Annotated in this window: 16 protein-coding genes and 1 tRNA gene; 8 read left to right on the top strand and 9 right to left on the bottom strand. The window is 67.4% G+C overall.

Annotated features, from left to right (window positions below; translation table 11 throughout):
* Nucleotides 1-386 precede the first annotated feature (386 nt).
* Both loiP and AC3WRR_RS31020 read right to left on the bottom strand, forming a co-directional pair.
* Complete coding sequence (gene loiP / locus AC3WRR_RS31025) at nucleotides 387-1130, bottom strand: metalloprotease LoiP (RefSeq protein WP_010814953.1); 744 nt, start codon at nucleotides 1128-1130, stop codon at nucleotides 387-389.
* A 194-nt stretch (nucleotides 1131-1324) separates the two neighbouring features.
* Nucleotides 1325-1409, bottom strand: a tRNA-Leu gene (locus AC3WRR_RS31020).
* 149 nt (nucleotides 1410-1558) lie between these two features.
* On the opposite strand from AC3WRR_RS31020, the gene AC3WRR_RS31015 reads away from it, so the two are divergent.
* Nucleotides 1559-2479: an alpha/beta hydrolase gene (locus AC3WRR_RS31015; protein ID WP_439668214.1), complete on the top strand. Its 921-nt coding sequence runs from the start codon at nucleotides 1559-1561 to the stop codon at nucleotides 2477-2479.
* A gap of 22 nt (nucleotides 2480-2501) precedes the next feature.
* Here the strand turns inward: AC3WRR_RS31015 and AC3WRR_RS31010 are convergent, their stop codons facing one another.
* The 4 genes from AC3WRR_RS31010 to AC3WRR_RS30995 form a co-directional block, all read right to left on the bottom strand.
* Nucleotides 2502-3428, bottom strand: coding sequence for an NAD(P)-dependent oxidoreductase (locus tag AC3WRR_RS31010; RefSeq protein ID WP_255266274.1), 927 nt, complete (start codon nucleotides 3426-3428; stop codon nucleotides 2502-2504).
* The gene (locus AC3WRR_RS31005; RefSeq protein ID WP_037023635.1) at nucleotides 3412-4569 is read right to left on the bottom strand and encodes an ABC transporter substrate-binding protein; all 1158 of its coding nucleotides are present in this window, start codon (nucleotides 4567-4569) and stop codon (nucleotides 3412-3414) included. The genes AC3WRR_RS31010 and AC3WRR_RS31005 overlap by 17 nt, the downstream gene beginning before the upstream one ends.
* Nucleotides 4570-4663: 94 nt before the next feature.
* Entirely contained in the window at nucleotides 4664-5827 is a 1164-nt protein-coding gene (locus AC3WRR_RS31000) for a methyltransferase (protein ID WP_439668212.1), read from the bottom strand.
* An 84-nt stretch (nucleotides 5828-5911) separates the two neighbouring features.
* Nucleotides 5912-6853, bottom strand: a complete 942-nt coding sequence (locus AC3WRR_RS30995) for a CysB family HTH-type transcriptional regulator (RefSeq protein ID WP_010814948.1) — start codon at nucleotides 6851-6853, stop codon at nucleotides 5912-5914.
* Nucleotides 6854-7019: 166 nt separating this feature from the next.
* Between AC3WRR_RS30995 and AC3WRR_RS30990 the strand changes: the two genes are divergently transcribed.
* The 7 genes from AC3WRR_RS30990 to cobA are packed head-to-tail and all read left to right on the top strand — an operon-like array spanning nucleotide 7020 to nucleotide 14037.
* Nucleotides 7020-7793 (top strand): sulfite exporter TauE/SafE family protein, encoded by a 774-nt coding sequence (locus tag AC3WRR_RS30990; protein ID WP_010814947.1) that lies wholly within the window; start codon nucleotides 7020-7022, stop codon nucleotides 7791-7793.
* 28 nt (nucleotides 7794-7821) lie between these two features.
* Nucleotides 7822-9504 carry a nitrite/sulfite reductase gene (locus AC3WRR_RS30985; RefSeq protein WP_492298990.1) on the top strand — a complete coding sequence of 561 codons (1683 nt, stop codon included), beginning with the start codon at nucleotides 7822-7824 and terminating at the stop codon, nucleotides 9502-9504.
* Nucleotides 9505-9520: 16 nt separating this feature from the next.
* On the top strand, nucleotides 9521-10102 hold the full coding sequence (locus AC3WRR_RS30980; protein WP_492298988.1) for a DUF934 domain-containing protein: 582 nt from the start codon (nucleotides 9521-9523) through the stop codon (nucleotides 10100-10102).
* Nucleotides 10099-10902 carry a phosphoadenylyl-sulfate reductase gene (locus AC3WRR_RS30975; RefSeq protein WP_492298986.1) on the top strand — a complete coding sequence of 268 codons (804 nt, stop codon included), beginning with the start codon at nucleotides 10099-10101 and terminating at the stop codon, nucleotides 10900-10902. Before AC3WRR_RS30980 ends, AC3WRR_RS30975 begins: the two co-directional genes overlap by 4 nt.
* Before the next feature lie 11 nt (nucleotides 10903-10913).
* A complete protein-coding gene (gene cysD / locus AC3WRR_RS30970) occupies nucleotides 10914-11879 on the top strand; it encodes a sulfate adenylyltransferase subunit CysD (RefSeq protein ID WP_010814943.1) in 966 nt (321 codons plus the stop codon).
* A gap of 25 nt (nucleotides 11880-11904) precedes the next feature.
* On the top strand, nucleotides 11905-13209 hold the full coding sequence (locus AC3WRR_RS30965; RefSeq protein WP_010814942.1) for a sulfate adenylyltransferase subunit 1: 1305 nt from the start codon (nucleotides 11905-11907) through the stop codon (nucleotides 13207-13209).
* 27 nt (nucleotides 13210-13236) lie between these two features.
* The gene (gene cobA, locus AC3WRR_RS30960) at nucleotides 13237-14037 is read left to right on the top strand and encodes a uroporphyrinogen-III C-methyltransferase (RefSeq protein ID WP_010814941.1); all 801 of its coding nucleotides are present in this window, start codon (nucleotides 13237-13239) and stop codon (nucleotides 14035-14037) included.
* Nucleotides 14038-14117: 80 nt separating this feature from the next.
* On the opposite strand, the gene AC3WRR_RS30955 is transcribed toward cobA, so the two are convergent.
* Genes AC3WRR_RS30955 through lptF form a run of 3 tightly spaced genes read right to left on the bottom strand, consistent with a single transcriptional unit; the run spans nucleotide 14118 to nucleotide 16814 of the window.
* Entirely contained in the window at nucleotides 14118-14510 is a 393-nt protein-coding gene (locus AC3WRR_RS30955; RefSeq protein WP_010814940.1) for a sirohydrochlorin chelatase, read from the bottom strand.
* Nucleotides 14511-14523: 13 nt separating this feature from the next.
* On the bottom strand, nucleotides 14524-15690 hold the full coding sequence (gene lptG / locus AC3WRR_RS30950; protein WP_010814939.1) for an LPS export ABC transporter permease LptG: 1167 nt from the start codon (nucleotides 15688-15690) through the stop codon (nucleotides 14524-14526).
* Nucleotides 15687-16814 carry an LPS export ABC transporter permease LptF gene (gene lptF, locus AC3WRR_RS30945; RefSeq protein ID WP_010814938.1) on the bottom strand — a complete coding sequence of 376 codons (1128 nt, stop codon included), beginning with the start codon at nucleotides 16812-16814 and terminating at the stop codon, nucleotides 15687-15689. Before lptF ends, lptG begins: the two co-directional genes overlap by 4 nt.
* Nucleotides 16815-16897 lie beyond the last annotated feature (83 nt).

Raw genomic sequence — 16897 nt, 5'->3', positions numbered from 1 at the left:
GCTGGCCAGGCTGTTCCACCTCGACAAGGGCCTGGCCGCTGGCCTGGCCGCCGGCGGCATGACCCAGTCGGCGATCACGGCAATCACGGTGGCGGCGCGCACACCGCAGCTGGCAGGTGCAGCGTTGGCGCCGCGGATCGCGCATGCAGTGGCGCGACCGCATCAACCGCGTTAATGCAGCGTGAGGCATTATCTCCGCCGGTTTCCGGCCAGCGTAGTGAAAGCTTTTGTCGGCGAATTAAGCGCAGTCAACGCGCCGCGGGCATGGCCGCGCGAGTGTGGAATCGATGTCGGGAGCGGTGCGCGAGGGAAGTGAAGCGGGGCAGTCGGGAGGGAGGTGCCGCCTCACCCGAACGGGTGCGGCGGCAAGGGCAAATGCGCCGCTGTCAGCGCCCGCCGGCCAGGCGGGCTTCGATATGCTTGGCGCGCTCCAGCGATCCCGGGTGCGAGCTGAGCATGCTCGACTGTCCGCCATCGAGGGTCGACATCTTGCGGAACGCCGATGCCAGGGCCTGGCGGTTGGCGCCGTTTTTGGTCAGCAGGTCGAACGAATAGTCGTCGGCCGCGGTTTCCTGCCGCTGCGAGAACTGCGCATTGACGAACTGCTCGGCGAGCGCGCCGATCTGCGACGACGATAGCGCCGTCAGCGAAGCCACGCCAGTCGACCCCAGCAGCCCGCGCGCCGCAGCCGTGGTGTAGGCCACCTGCATCGCGGCCTTGGTATGGCCCAGCGACACATGGCCGATTTCATGGCCCACCACGCCACGCACTTCATCGTCGCTGAGCAAGTCCATCAGGCCGCTGTAGACCCGCACGCAACCGTTGGCCATGGCCCAGGCATTGACGTCCTTGGTCACATACACCTTGGCATTGAGTGGCAGCCCGGTGTTGCCCAGCCCGCTCATCACATTGGCCAGGCGCTTGGCGTAGGTGCTGTCCGCCGGTGCGATGGTGTTCTTCTGGTCCATTTCCGCGCAGGACTGGTCGGACAGCATCTTGACGTTGCTGTCCGACAGCGTCGCGGCGGTAAAGAGGCTGCCGCCGGCCTGCGTCAGGCTTTCCATATTGGCGCCGGCACAGCCGGCCAGCAGCGCGGAACAGGCGAGGGCGGAAAGGGCGAGTCGCTTCATGGTTCGCTCCGGGAAAGGGGGTTGGCAATGCCATAGGATAGGTAGCCGGGCGAGGGCGCGCCAGTGGGCGCCGTCCGACAGGCGCTCAGGCAAAGTGGCTGGCGGGGCACGTCCGAGGCCAGGAGGCGTGCGCCGACCCGCGGCCGAGATGGCACCACGGAGGCAATGCTGGGAACTAGTCGGGAAGAAGCCGATGGTGCCCGGGGTCGGACTCGAACCGACACGCCTTGCGGCGGGGGATTTTGAGTCCCCTGCGTCTACCTGTTTCACCACCCGGGCAGGGTGTATGGCGCCGGAACCGGCACCGTGCTGAGCCGGGAATTATGCCGGAAATCCCATCGTCGGACAACCAGTGCGCGGCTGCGCAAATCCGGTAGCATGGCGCCCAGCCTCTCACTCGCCCATCGTCCCGACCACCCCCGACTGCCATGACCGACCAAGCTTCGCTGGCGCGCCTCGCCAGCCTGCCTTCGCAGGACCCCGGCTTCTACGACCGGGAATACAACAACCGCGCCAATGTGCCGGACAACGCCGTGCATATGGCGCGCTGGGCGCAGTGGTCCGCCGGGGTGCGCGCACGCGGCGCTTATCTGGCGGACCTGAGCTATGCCGGCGAGGACTCGCGCCATGCGCAGGACGAGACGCTGGACTACTTCCCCGCGCAGCGGGCCAACGGGGCGCTGCCGCCGCTGCTGGTCTTCGTGCACGGCGGCTACTACCGGGCGCTGGACAAGCACGACCACAGCTTTGTTGCCAGCGCGCTGCCGGCGCTGGGGGTGTCGGTGGCGGTGGTGAACTACACGCTGGTGCCTGCGGTGACGGTGCCGGAGATCGTGCGGCAGGTGTTGCGCAGCGTCGCCTGGCTGTACCGGCAGGCGGACCGGCTGGGCCATGATCCGGACAAGCTCTTCCTGGCCGGGCATTCCGTCGGCGGCCACCTGGTGGCGATGCTGATGGCCGCGCGCTGGCCGCAGCTGGGCGCGGAGCTGCCGGCCGACCTGGTCAAGGGCGGGCTCTCGGTCAGCGGGCTGTACGACATGGAGCCGCTGCGGCGCGCTGCCTTCCTGCAGCGCGACCTGCGGTTCTCGGAAGACGATGTCGCGCGGCTGTCGCCCGCGTACATGCCGCCGGCCAGCGGTGCCCCGCTGGCGATCGCGGTGGGGGAACTCGAGGCCGCCGAATACCACCGCCAGCACGCGCTGATCCGCGCGGCGTGGCCGGCCAAGGTGGCGCATCCGGCCGCGAGCGACCTGGTGCTGCCGGACTGCCATCACTTCAACGTGCTGGACGGCTTTGCCAGCCCGGACGGTGCCCTGACGCGCGCGGTGCTGCGGCTGATGGAGCGCTGAGCGCGCACCGGGCGCGAGGGCGTCAGCCCTCCAGCACGCGCAGCAGCGACGAGGTGTCGTCCTTGCCCCAGCCGTTGGCCATCAGCGTGCGCAGCTGCGCCGAAGTGGCCTGCATCGCGGGCAGGTCCAGGCCGATTTCTTCGGCGATATCGCGCGCCAGCCCGAAGTCCTTGTCGTGCAGCCGCGCCTCGATGCCGGCGGCGAAGTTGCGCGCCACCATCTTGGGGCCCATCAGGTCGAGCATGCGGCTGCCGGCCATGCCGGTCGCCATGGCTTCGAACACGCGGCCGGTGTCGACGTTCTGCGCGGCGGCAAAACGCATGGCCTCGGCAATGCCTTCGATATTGACCACCTGCGCGATCTGGTTGCACAGCTTGGCGACCTGGCCCGCGCCGTGGTCGCCGATATGGGTGATGGTCTTGCCCAGCTGCTGCAGCAGCGGGCGCACGCGCTCCAGCATCTCGGGCTTGCCGCCGACCATGATGGTCAGCGTGCCCGCCTCGGCGCCCATGGTGCCGCCCGAGACCGGGCAGTCCAGCGCCTCGATGCCGCGCGCGGCCAGCGCCGCGGCGATCTCGCGCGTGACGATCGGCGAGATGGTGCTGTGGTCCACGCAGATGGTGCCCGGCGCGGCGCCGTGGATCACGCCCTGCTCGCCCAGCAGCACTTCGCGCACGTCTTCGGACGAGGTCACGTTGGTGAAGACGACGCTGGCGCCGCGCGCCGCTTCAGCCGGAGTGAAGAAGGGCTCCGCCCCCAGCGCGCGCGCGGCCTCGGCCGCTTCCGGGCGACGCACGAAGGCGCGCACGGTGTGGCCGGCGGCCAGCAGGTGGCGGACCATGTGCGAGCCCATGGCGCCCAGGCCGATGAAGGCGACGGTGGTGGGGGTGAGAGTGGTGCTCATGCCATGCTTCCTTTCTTGATGCGGCGGGCTACTTATCGCCCGCATAGGCGAACTTGCCGTTGCGGATCACCCCCATCACGCGCGAACGCTGGTCGAAGCCCTGGTGGTCCTTCGGGTTCAGGTTCATCACGCCGTTGGGGATGGTGAGGTTGGTGGTGGCTTCCAGCGCGTCGCGCATGGCGGCGCGGAAGTCGCGCGTGCCGGGCTGGGCGCCGGTCTTCAGCGCGCGGCGGGCGGCGTCGTCCAGCAGCATCCACGCGCCCCAGGCGTCGCCGGCAAACTGCGTGACGCTGTCGGCGCCGTACTTGCTTTCGTAGCGGTTGACGAAGTCCAGCGCCACCTTGCGCACCGGGTGGCTCTCGGGCAGCTGGCGCGCGACCACCACCGGCCCGGTCGGGAACAGCGTGCCTTCCACATCCTTGCCGCCCATGCGCAGGAAGTCCCAGGTGGCGATGCCGTGGGTCTGGTAGACCTTGCCCTTGTAGCCGCGCTCGCCCAGCGTCTTCTGCGGCAGTACGGACGGCGTGCCGGCGCCGGCGATCAGGATCGCGTCCGGGTTTGCCGCCATCAGCTTGAGCACCTGCCCGGTCACCGAGGTGTCGTTGCGCGAGAAGCGCTCGTTGGCGACCACCTTGATCTTGCGCACCTCGGCCAGCTTCGAGAACTCGCGCCACCAGCTCTCGCCGTAGGCGTCGGCAAAGCCGATAAAGCCGACGGTCCTGACGCCGTGGTTGCTCATGTACTCGGTCAGCACGGTCGCCATGTGCGAGTCGTTCTGCGGCATCTTGAAGGCCCAGCGGCGCTTGGCGTCGGTCTGCGGCTCGACGATGGAGGCCGAGGCGGCCAGTGCCACCATCGGGGTTTCGCCCTCGGCCACGGCGTCGAGCGCGGCGATGGCGGTAGGGGTGATGTTGGGGCCGACGATCACGTCGACCTTTTCCTCGGAGATCAGCTTGCGCACGTTGCGCACCGCCGCGGCCGGGTCGGTGCCGTCGTCAAGGATGACGTAGTGCGCCTTCTGGCCGCCCAGGGTCTGGGGCCACATCAACACGGTGTTCTTGGAGGGGATGCCGATCGAGGCCGCCGGACCGGTGGTGGACACATCGATGCCGACACGGATGTCGGCATGCGCGGCGGCGCTGGTGAAGAGCAGGGCGCCGGCCAGCAGCAGGGGGCGCAGGGGCATTGTCAGCATGGTCTCCTCCGTTCTTATATGTGACGGGAAGGATAGCCGAACTCGGCCGCCGGGGCACGCCTGCGCCCCGCCGCGGCCGTGCCGGTCAGCGCACGCCCAGGCGCCAGAGCGTGGTCACCTCGGCGGACCGCGCCGCGTGCAGCGGGTCGGCAGCATCCGTCGCGCGCGGGTGGCGCGGGCGGATATCGGAACGGCCCAGCACCTTCAGCCCGGCGGCGTCGATCCAGCCCATCAGTTCCTCGCGCGGGCGCAGGCCGAGATGCTCGGCCAGGTCCGACAGCAGCAGCCAGCCTTCGCCGCCCGGCGCCAGATGCTCGGCCAGCCCCTGCAGGAAGCCGCGCAGCATGGCGCTGTCAGGGTCGTAGACCGCGCGCTCGACCGGCGAGCTGGGCCGGGCCGGCACCCAGGGCGGGTTGCACACCACCAGCGGCGCCCGGCCTTCGGGGAACAGGTCGGCCTGCACGATTTCGACCTCCCCGGCGTAGCCAAGCTGCGCGATGTTCTCGCGCGCGCAGGCCAGCGCGCGCGGGTCCTGGTCAGTGGCGACCACGCGCTGCACGCCGCGGCGGGCCAGCACCGCGGCCAGCACGCCGGTGCCGGTGCCGATATCGAAGGCGAGGGTCTTGGCCGGCAGCGGCTCGGTCGCGACCAGGTCGACATACTCGCCGCGCACCGGCGAGAACACGCCGTACCAGGGGTGGATGCGGTCTTCCAGCGCCGGGATCTCCACGCCCTTCTTGCGCCATTCATAGGCGCCGATCATGCCCAGCAACTCGCGCATCGACGCCACGTAGGGCTCGCTGGCCGGGCCGTAGACCTGTTCGCAGGCGTCGCGCACATCCGGCGCGCGGCGCAGCGGCACCTCGTGGCTGGCCTCGAACGGCAGCAGCAGCATGCCCAGCGTGCGGGCGCGCTGCGACTGGGCCAGCCGGTGCAGGTTGAAGGCCTCGATTGGCGAAGCGGCCCCGCCCTTGGCCTTGTCCCTGGCTTTCTGGCCGGGGCGGCTGGCCTTCTTGGGCTTGCGCTCGGTGCGGCGGGCCAGCGCGTGCAGCAGCTGGCGCGCGTTCTGGAAGTCGCCGCGCCACAGCAGCGCGGTGCCCTCGCAGGCCAGGCGGTAGGCGGTGTCGGCGCTGGTGGTGTCGTCGGCGATGATCACGCGGCGCGGCGGCGGCAGGCCGGCTTCAGAGTGCCAGGCGGCGCTGCGCTCGATGCCGTCCTCGGTCCAGTGAATGCGGGGCAGGTCGCTCACAGGGCCTCCGGCCGGCAGGGCGTGATGGGCAGCAGATGCATGGTTGGGTTTGCTTCTTATATAGGGAGAGGCGGCGGGCCGTCCTCAGAGTTCGTAGGCTTCGTGTTCGCCGGACATGGCCTGCTCAACCAGCTTGCGGTTGAGCGTCGGCGAGAACAGCTCGATGAAGGTGTAGACAAAGCTGCGCAGGTAGGCACCCTGCTTGACGGCCAGGTGCGTCACGTTGCTGCCAAACAGGTGGCCGGCCGAAATGCCGCGCAGGTTGCGGTCACGCTCGGCATCATAGGCGACGCCGGCGACGATGCCCACGCCCAGCCCGATCTCCACGTACGTCTTGATCACGTCCGCGTCGATGGCCTCCAGCACGATGTCCGGCTCCAGGTGGCGCAGCGCGAAGGCCTTGTCGATCTTGGTCCGGCCGGCAAAGTTGGCATCGTAGGTGATCAGCGGGTAGCCCATCAGGTCTTCCAGCGCCAGGTGCTTCTTGTCCAGCAGCGGATGCTCGGGTGGCGTAATCACCATATGGGTCCACTGGTAGCCCGGCAGCGACACGAGGTTCTTGTCGGCGGAGATGCCTTCGGTCGCGATGCCGATATCGGCCTGGTCGTGCAGCAGCATGTCGGCGATCTGCGCCGGGTTGCCCTGCTGGATCGACAGCCGCACCTTGGGGTAGCGCTTGGTGAACTCGCTGATCACCCGCGGCAGGGCGTAGCGCGCCTGGGTGTGGGTGGTGGCGATGGTGAAGTTGCCCTGATCCTGTGCCGCATAGTCCATACCGACGCGCTTCAGGCTTTCCACCTCCTGCAGGATCTTCTCGACCGAGCTCAGGATGCGGCGGCCGGGCTCGGTCAGGCTGCGGATGCGCTTGCCGTGGCGGGTAAAGATATCAACGCCCAGCTCTTCTTCCAGCTCGATGATGGCCTTGGACACGCCGGGTTGTGACGTGTAGAGCGCTTTGGCGGCCTCAGTCAGGTTGTAGTTCTGCCGGACGGCCTCACGCACGAAGCGAAACTGGTGCAGGTTCATATATCTGGGTTCGTATAAACAAACAACTTCTTATTAGTTTGAGGTATGAGGCCAGTTTATTACGATTCTCGAACTTTGTTAATTAATGGCCAGCCCTCAGTGCGTCCTCTCGCAGCAGCCACTTTGTGATGCGAGACCCACGGGCCAGGTTCCCACCGAGTCCCCCATGTCTGTTGCCTATACGGTTTCCGGTCTGTTTGTAGGCGTCCTCGTCGGTCTGACCGGGGTGGGTGGGGGCTCGTTGATGACGCCGCTGCTGACGTTGCTGTTCGGCTTTTCGCCGGCTACCGCGGTTGGCACCGACCTGGCCTTCGCCGCCATCACCAAGGGCTTCGGCACCATCGCGCACCGTGCCCACGGCCATGTGCAGTGGCAGGTGGTGCGGCGCCTGTGCATCGGCAGCCTGCCGGCGGCTGTGGCCGCCATCCTGGTGCTGAAGAGCGCCGGCGAGCTCAACGCCCAGTGGCTGCACGCGATCCGCCTGACCATCGGCGTGTCGGTGCTGCTGACCGTATTGTCGCTGCTGTTCCGCAAGCAGATGCTGGCCTGGCTGGAACGCAATCCGCGCTTCCAGCTGCACGGCCGCGCCCAGGTCATTGCCACCATCGTGGTCGGCGCCGTGATCGGCGTGCTGGTGACGGTGTCGTCGATCGGCGCCGGCGCGGTTGGCGCCACGCTGATCCTGCTGCTGTATCCCCATATGAAGCCGGCTGAAGTGGCCGGCACCGACATTGCCTACGCCGTCCCGCTGACGGCGCTTGCCGGGCTGGGCCATGTATGGCTCGGCACGGTCGACTGGAATTTGCTGCTGGCGCTGCTGGTGGGTTCGATCCCCGGCATCTGGCTGGGCGCGCAACTGTCGCGGGCGCTGCCCGAACGGCTGGTGCGTGCCGCACTGGCGACCACGCTGACGCTGGTCGCCATCAAGCTCGTTTCCTGAATTCAACGAATACTGAACGGACCCCGCCATGTATCAGTACGACCAATATGACCAGCGCATCGTCGCCGAGCGCGTCGCCCAGTTCCGTGACCAGGTGCGCCGCCGCCTGTCCGACGAGCTGACCGAGGAAGAATTCCTGCCGCTGCGCCTGCAGAACGGCCTGTACATGCAGCGCCATGCCTACATGCTGCGCGTGGCGATTCCGTACGGCCTGCTGTCGTCGAAGCAGATGCGCAAGCTGGGCCATATCGCGCGCGAGTACGACCGCGGCTATGGCCACTTCTCCACGCGCCAGAACATCCAGTACAACTGGATGGAGCTGGAGCGCGTGCCCGACGTGCTGGCCGAGCTGGCCAGCGTCGAGATGCACGCCATCCAGACCTCGGGCAACTGCGTGCGCAACATCACCACCGACCACTTCGCCGGCGTCGCGCCGGACGAGTCGGTGGACCCGCGCGTGCTGGCCGAGCTGCTGCGCCAGTGGAGCACCTTCCAGCCGGAGTTCGCCTTCCTGCCGCGCAAGTTCAAGATCGCCATCTCGGCCTCGGCCAATGACCGCGCCGTGGTGCAGATGCACGATATCGGCATCTACGCCTACAAGAACGCCGAAGGCGAAACGCGCCTGCGCATCCTGGCCGGCGGCGGCCTGGGCCGCACGCCGATCCTGGGCACGATCATCAAGGACGACCTGCCGTGGCAGCACATGCTGTCCTACGTCGAGTCGGCCATCCGCGTGTACAACCGCTATGGCCGCCGCGACAACAAGTACAAGGCGCGCATCAAGATCCTGGTGAAGGCCATCGGCGCAGAGAAGTTCGCGCAGGAAGTCGAGGAAGAGTGGCAGCACAGCAAGGACGGCCCGGCCACGCTGACGCAGGCCGAGTTCGACCGCGTGGCGCAGTATTTCACGCCGCCCGCCTATGAAAAGCTGGCCGACACCGATACTTCGTACGAGAACCACCTGCTGGAAGACAAGGCCTTTGCGCGCTGGGTCAGTCGCAACGTGCACGGCCACAAGGTGCCGGGCTACGCCGCGGTGACGCTGTCGACCAAGCCGGGCGTGGCCTCGCCCCCGGGGGACGCCACCGACGCGCAGATCGAAGCCGTGGCCGACCTGGCTGACCAGTTCGGCTTCGGCGAGCTGCGCGTCGCGCACGAGCAGAACCTGATCCTGCCGGACGTGAAGAAGCAGGACCTGTACGCGCTCTGGCAACTGGCCAGGAAGGCCGGCCTGGCTACCCCGAACATCGGCCTGCTGACCGACATCATCGCCTGCCCGGGCGGCGATTTCTGCTCGCTGGCCAACGCCAAGTCGATCCCCATCGCGCAGGCGATCCAGGACCGCTTCGACGACCTCGACTACGTCTATGACCTGGGCGAGATCTCGCTGAACATCTCGGGCTGCATCAACGCCTGCGGCCACCACCACGTCGGCAATATCGGCGTGCTGGGCGTCGACAAGGACGGTTCGGAGTGGTACCAGGTCACGCTGGGCGGCGCCCAGGGCAACCAGACCGCGCTGGGCAAGGTGATCGGCCCGTCGTTCAGCGCCGAGGAAATGCCCGAGGTGGTGACCCGCATCATCGACACCTTCGTTGCCAACCGCATCGAGGACGAACGCTTTATCGAAACCCTGTCCCGCATCGGCATCGCCCCGTTCAAGGAGCGCGTTTATGCCGACAAGCAGCCGCGCGAGCGCGCTGAAGCCTGAGGACCGGAGACTGAACATGGCAAAGATCATTCAACTGCAACAGGATGGCGCTACCGTCGCCCCCGTCATCGTCGATGACGCCTGGACCGTGCTGCGCGGCACCGCCGAGCAGCCGCTGACCGACGAGCAGATCGCAGCGGCCGTGCAAAGCCAGGACGCGGTGCTGTTCCCGCTGTCGGTGTTCAAGGCCAACGAAGCGCTGCTGGCCGGCCGCGACGCGGCCCGCACCGGCGTGTGGCTGGCCCCGGAAGACGAGCCGGGCGATGCCGAGGCGTATTTCGCGCGCGTGGCGCTGGTGGCGGTGGACTTCCCGGTGTTCCGCGACGGCCGCGGCTTTTCCACGGCCTACCTGCTGCGCACCCGCTACCACTGGAAGGGCCAGCTGCGCGCCATCGGCGACGTGCTGCGCGACCAGCTCAACTTCATGAAGCGCTGCGGCTTCGATGCCTTCGCGGTGCGCGCCGACAAGAACATCGAGGACGCCATCAAGGGCTTCACCGAGTTCACCGTGACCTACCAGGCTTCGGTGGATGAGCCGCTGCCGCTGTTCCGCCGCGCGCGGGCAGAGGTTGGCGCGCAACCGAAGGAAACGGCATGAGCACGGTGCTGAGCGAAATCGCCGTGGTCGACGCCGGTGCGGCGTCGGCGATGCGTCCGCCCGCGCTGTGGGTTGCGCCGGAATACACCGGCAGCATTGCCGCGCTGGAGCAGAAGGAACGCGAGCTGGGCGAGCGCCTGGCGGGCATCGCCGGCCGCTTCTTCCGCGCGCGCTTTGCCTCGAGCCTGGCGGCCGAGGACATGGTGCTGACCGACGCGATCCTGCGCGGCACCGAAGCCGTGCGCGCCGGCATCCGCGTGTTCACGCTGCAGACCGGGCGCCTGCACGCCGAGACGCTGGCGGTGCTGGACAAGGTGCAGGCGCACTACGGCTACAGCATCGAGCAGTTCACGCCGGACGCCGAGGCCGTCGAGAGCTACCTGAAGAAGCACGGGCTCAACGCCTTCTACGACAGCGTCGAGCTGCGCAAGGAATGCTGCGGCATCCGCAAGGTCGAGCCGCTCAACCGCGCGCTCTCGCACGCCGACGCCTGGCTGACCGGCCAGCGCCGCGAGCAGGCGGTCACGCGCGCCGAGCTGCCGTTCGAGGAACAGGACGAAGCCCGCGGCATCCCCAAGTTCAACCCGCTGGCGGACTGGAGCGAGCCGGAGGTGTGGGCTTACCTGAAGCGCCACAACGTGCCGATCAATGACCTGCACGCCAAGGGCTATCCCAGCATCGGCTGCGAGCCGTGTACGCGTGCCGTGCGCGCGGGCGAGGATGTGCGCGCGGGACGTTGGTGGTGGGAGAGCAAGGACTCGAAAGAGTGCGGGCTTCACGAACAGAACATCAAGCATTGAGGCCGGACAAAATGGGCATCATGAACGACATCGCAGAAGCCACCAGCAGCGTGGCGCACCTGTTGCAAGTACAGAACGATCACCTCGACCGCCTCGAAGCCGAGTCGATCTACATCATCCGCGAGGTGGTGGCCGAGTGCCGCAACCCGGCGCTGCTGTTCTCGGGCGGCAAGGACTCGATCGTGATGCTGCACCTGGCGCTGAAGGCCTTCCGCCTGGGCGAGCGCAAGATCGAGCTGCCGTTCCCGCTGGTGCATATCGACACCGGCCACAACTATCCGGAAGTGATCGCCTTCCGCGACCAGCGCGTGGCTGAGCTGGGCGCGCGCCTGGTGGTGGGCCATGTCGAGGACTCGATCAAGCGCGGCACCGTGCGCCTGCGCAAGGAAACCGATTCGCGCAACGCGGCCCAGGCCGTGACGCTGCTGGAAACCATCGGCGAGCATCAGTTCGACGCGCTGATGGGCGGCGCCCGCCGCGACGAAGAGAAGGCCCGCGCCAAGGAGCGCATCTTCTCGTTCCGCGACGAGTTCGGCCAGTGGGACCCCAAGGCCCAGCGCCCCGAGCTGTGGAGCCTGTACAACGCACGCATGGCGCAGGGCGAGCAGATGCGCGTGTTCCCGATCTCGAACTGGACCGAGCTGGACGTGTGGCAGTACATCGCCCGCGAGAAGCTGGCGCTGCCGCCGATCTACTATTCCCACCAGCGCGAAGTGGTGCGCAAGAACGGCCTGCTGGTGCCGGTCACGCCGATCACGCCCAAGCAGGACGGCGACGTCAGCGAAGTGTTGTCGGTGCGCTTCCGTACCGTCGGCGACATCAGCTGCACCTGCCCGGTGGCCAGCGTTGCCGATTCGCCGGAAGCGATCATCGCCGAGACCGCGGTGACCGAGATCACCGAGCGCGGCGCTACCCGCATGGACGACCAGACGAGCGAAGCCTCGATGGAACGCCGCAAGAAGGAAGGCTACTTCTAAGCCGCACGCAGCAAAGGATCCAGACATGACTCACCAAGCAACCCATCAAGGCCTGCTGCGCTTCATCACCGCCGGCTCCGTCGACGACGGCAAGAGCACGCTGATCGGCCGCCTGCTGTACGACAGCAAAGCCGTGCTGTCCGACCAGCTGACCGCGCTGGCCAACGCCAAGAACAAGCGCACCGCCGGCGAGCAGATCGATTTCTCGCTGCTGACCGACGGCCTCGAGGCCGAGCGCGAGCAGGGCATCACCATCGACGTGGCCTACCGCTACTTCTCGACCGCGCGCCGCAAGTTCATCATCGCGGATACGCCGGGGCATGAGCAGTACACCCGCAACATGGTCACCGGCGCCTCGACCGCGGACGCGGCCATCGTGCTGGTCGATGCCACCCGCGTCACCGTCACCGACGGCCGTGCCGAGCTGCTGGCGCAGACCAAGCGCCACTCGGCGATCCTGAAGCTGCTGGAGATCCGGCACGTGATCGTTGCCGTCAACAAGATGGACCTGGTCGACTACAGCGAACAGCGCTTCAACGAGATCCGCACCGCCTACACCGAACTGGCCGAGCAGCTGGGCCTCAAGGACGTGCGCTACGTGCCGGTGTCGGCGCTGCGCGGCGACAACATCGTGCATGAGAGCGATGCCATGGCCTGGTACCAGGGCGAGCCGCTGCTGCCGCTGCTGGAAGAACTGCCGGTGGAAGAGGCCGCACCCGAGGATGACGCCGCGCTGCGCTTCCCGGTGCAGCTGGTGATCCGCCAGGACGGTTCGCAGTCGGACGACTTCCGCGGCTATGCCGGCCGCATCGAAGCCGGCACCGTGCGCGTGGGCCAGAAGCTGCGCGTGCTGCCGGCCAACCGCGAAGCCGTGGTGGCTGAAGTGCTGACGCCCAATGGTGCCGCTGAATCGGCCAACGTCGGCGATACCGTCACGGTGCGCCTGGCCGAGGACGTCGATGTATCACGCGGTGATATGTTCGTTGCCGCCGATGCGACCACGGCTTCGGCAAAGAAGCTGCAGGCCGACCTGTGCTGGTTCGACGACGAATCGCTGAACCCGGCGCGCAAGTACGTGCTCAAGCACACCACGGCCAGCGTGTTCGCGCGCGTGTCGGCGGTGGACCGCGTGCTGGACGTGCATACGCTGTCGCACGAGACCGGTCGCCACGATATCCGCCTGAACGACATCGGTTCGGTGCAGATCTCGCTGCAGAAGCCGATCGTGTGCGATGCCTACGGCGACAACCCGGCAACGGGCGCCTTCGTGCTGATCGACGAAGCGACCAACCACACGGTGGCCGCAGGCATGATCCGTGCGTTCTCCTGATCGGTAACGGCAGGAAAGGGGCAGCAGATGGACAAGCAGGCGCAGAAGACTTACGGCAAGGTGTTCCTCATCGGGGCAGGCCCCGGTGCGGCAGACCTCATTACGGTGCGCGGTGCACGGCTTTTGGGCGAAGCCCAGGTGGTGCTGCATGATGCACTGGTAGCGCCGGAGATGCTGGCCTGGTGTCCGCAGGCCGAGCTGGTCGAGGTGGGCAAGCGCTGCGGGCAGCGCTCCACCGCGCAGCTGTTCATCAACCGCCAGATCGTCGACCTGGCCGGCAAGTACGAGCGCGTGGTGCGCCTTAAGGGCGGCGACCCGATGCTGTTCGGCCGTGCCGACGAGGAGCTGCAGGCGCTGGAAGCCGCTGGCATCGAGTATGAAGTGGTGCCGGGCATCACTGCGGCGCTGGCGGCTGCTTCGGCGATCGGCAAGCCGCTGACCAAGCGCGGTGTGTCGCGCAGCGTGGCGTTTGCCACGCAGGCGAAGGCTGCGGATGGCGAGGGCTCGGCCGATATCGAAGCGGCGGTCAAGGCCGATACGCTGGTCTACTACATGGGCCGCGACCAGGCGGCGTCGATTGCCGCGCAGCTGATCGCGCATGGCAAGCCGGCGTCGACGCCGGCGTGGGTGGTGGAAGCCGCCAGCACGCCGCGGCAGCGTAGCCGTGAATTCACGCTGGGCCGAATGGCAGCAGGCGAGGCCGCTGCCTGGATCGATCCGGTGCAGCCGAGCCTGCTGATGATCGGGGCGGCGCTGGCTGCGCGGGCTACCGAAACGCCGCGCGAAGGCGTGGGTGAAACCGTCGTGCAGACGCCGCGCGCTGCCTGAGCGCGCTGCGCGCCACTAGAAAAAAGCCCTGTACCGGCATGCCGGCACAGGGCTTTTTTCATCGGGGCCCACATTTCTGCTCAGGGCTGGCCGCTTGCGGGCATTGAGGCAACGCAGTATGCGGCCATTGCATCCAGCACCGCATCGGCCTCGCCTGCCGCCGTCGCGCAATGGATGCGCAGCCCGGGATGCGCTTGCCGGCATTGGTCGAGCAAGGCTGGCAGGTCGCGCCGCAGGTGGCCGCCCTGGCCCAGGAACACCGGCACCACGGTGGCGTCGGACACGCCGCGCGCTGCCAGGTCGGCGAGCGCGTCGGGCAGAGCGGGCGTCATCAGCTCCAGGAACGCCAGCCGCACCTCGCACCCGGGCAGGGCAGCGGCCACCTTCTGCTGCAGGCGGTCGAACGGCTCGCGCCAGCGCGCGTCGCGCGCGCCATGCGCAAACAGGACCAGGGCCCGGGTGGGTGCGGTCATGGCAGCCCGCCCCTCAGTGCCGGTCCACCCAGCGCAGCGCCAGCAGCGCCACCATCAGGTAGAGCGTACCTGGCACCAGTGCCGAGATGATCGGCGGCCAGGTATGCAGCAGGCCGACGTGCGAGAACAGCGTGTTCGACAAGTGGAACGACAACCCCAGCATGATGCCCCCGAACACTTTCACGCCGACGGCGCCGGCACGGGCGTGCAGGTAGGCGAAGGGCAGGGCCAGCGCCATCATCACGAACAGCGTCAGCGGGTAGATCACCTTCTTCCAGAAGGCGATCTCATAGCGCTGCGTGTCCTGCTTGTTGTCGCGCAGGTGGCGGATATAGCGGAACAGGTCCAGCGTCGACATCCGCTCAGGCGTCACCAGCAGCACTGACAGGATTTGCGGCGTCAGCTCGGAATGCATGGTCACGCGCGGGAACTTGACTTGCTCGGCGCGGAAATCTGGGGCCAGCGAATCGCGTGCCGGCTTCGCGCCCTGGGCCGGGGGCGCCAGTTCGATGAAGCGGGTCTCGTTGACGCCCTGCAGCTCCCACAACTGGCCACCCTGGTAGCGCCCCTCCTGCGCCACGCGGATCATGCGCAGGCGGTATTGCGGGTCGAACTCATACATGGTGATGCCGGTGATGGTCTGGTCCGGCCGCAACCCCGCCACGTTGACGAAGCGGGTGATCTCGCCGCCGCCGGTGGCGGCATCCTTGTCGCGGTCCTTGACCCAGACGCCGGAACGGAAGCCCGACGACACGGTTGCGCCGATCGCCTCGAGCTTGATCTTCTGCGCGTACTGCTCGGCGCGGGGGGCGATGAACTCGCCGAAGATAAAGGTCACGATGGCCAGCGGCACCGCCAGCTTGAACAGCGAGAACAGCGCCTGGCGCGTGTTCAGGCCGGCCACGCGGAAGATGGTGTACTCGGACTGGCTGGCCAGCTGCGAGAACACATAGATCGCGCTGATCAGCACCGCGATCGGCAGCACCTCATACACCCGCGTGGGTGCCTGCAGCAGGACGTGGAACAGCGCGACCAGCGAGGTGTACTGGTTGTTGACGTTCTCCAGCTCGTTGAGCATGTCGAAGAACACGAACAGCGACAGCACCGCGAACAGGATGAAGGCGAACACGCCATAGATCAGCCGGCCGAAGTAGCGTTCATAGACGCGCAGGATCCTCATGCCCGGCCTCCGGTGGCCGCGGCATCACGCCTGCGCAGGCCGAACACGGCGCGCCACCCGCCCAGGCTGCGGTTCTGGCGGTAGCGGAACAGCAGCAGCGCCCCCAGGAACACCGCCAGGTGGATCGGCCACCACGCCAGCCAGAACGGGATCGCGCCCGAGCGCACCCAGGACTGCGTCAGGTTGATCAGGTTGCTGTAGGTCAGGTAGATCAGCACCGCGAACACCAGCGGCGTGTAGCGGCCCAGGCGCGGGTTAACGTAGGCCAGCGGGATTGCGATCATGACGAAGTTGAAGGCCAGGATCGGCAGCGAGATGCGCCAGATCAGCTCGCCCAGGTTTTCGCGCGTGGGGTTGCGGATCAGCTCGATGGTGTCGCGGCTCTTGGGTGGCAGCTTGGCTTCGGACTCGGGAGCCTTGTTGTCCACCTTGACCGCGTAGCGTTCGAACTCGACGATGCGGTAGTCGATCTGGCCGGGCGTGCCCGAGTAGCGGCGGCCGTTTTCCATCACCACCAGGCGGTCGCCGTTGGGCATGGTCTCGAACTTGCCCTGGTGCGCCAGCGCCACGCCGATCTTGTCGGCCTCGGAGTTGGCGACGAAGACATTGCGCGCATGCTTCATGTCGGCGTCGATGCCCTCGATGAACAGCACATAGTTGGCCTTGGCGGGCTCGATAAAGCGCCCGGCGGCGATCATCGACATCACGCCGCGCTGCTCGAAGCGGTCGCGGAACAGCGCGCTCTGCTGGTTGGCCCAGGGCCAGGCGAACATGCCCAGCAGCAGCGCCAGCACGATGAAGGGTGCCGCAAACTGCAGCACCGGCTTGACCAGTTCGCGCAGCGAGATGCCCGCCGAGAACCACACCACCATCTCCGAATCCTTGTACCAGCGCGTCAGCACGATCAGGGTGGAGATGAAGAGCGTGGCCGACAGCAGGATCGACAGGTAGCCGATGGTGGCCAGGCCGATCAGCATCAGCACGTCGTTGGGACTGGCCTTGCCGCTGGCAGCCATTCCCAGGATGCGGATCACGAGCGAGGTGAGCATGAAGGTCAGCATCACCAGGAACACCGCCCCGGCGGTGTAGGCAAGCTCGCGTCGCAGGGCTTGTTGAAGGATCATGCGGGTTCGGTTCCGGGCTGCCGGCCGGAGCGGGCGATGTGCCGTGCGAGGTGCCTGGCAGAACAGCTGGCTGGCAGCACAGC

The sequence above is a fragment of the Cupriavidus sp. FW305-3-2-15-C-LB2 genome (genome assembly GCF_058787575.1).
This window is presented reverse-complemented; position numbering and strand designations above follow the sequence as displayed.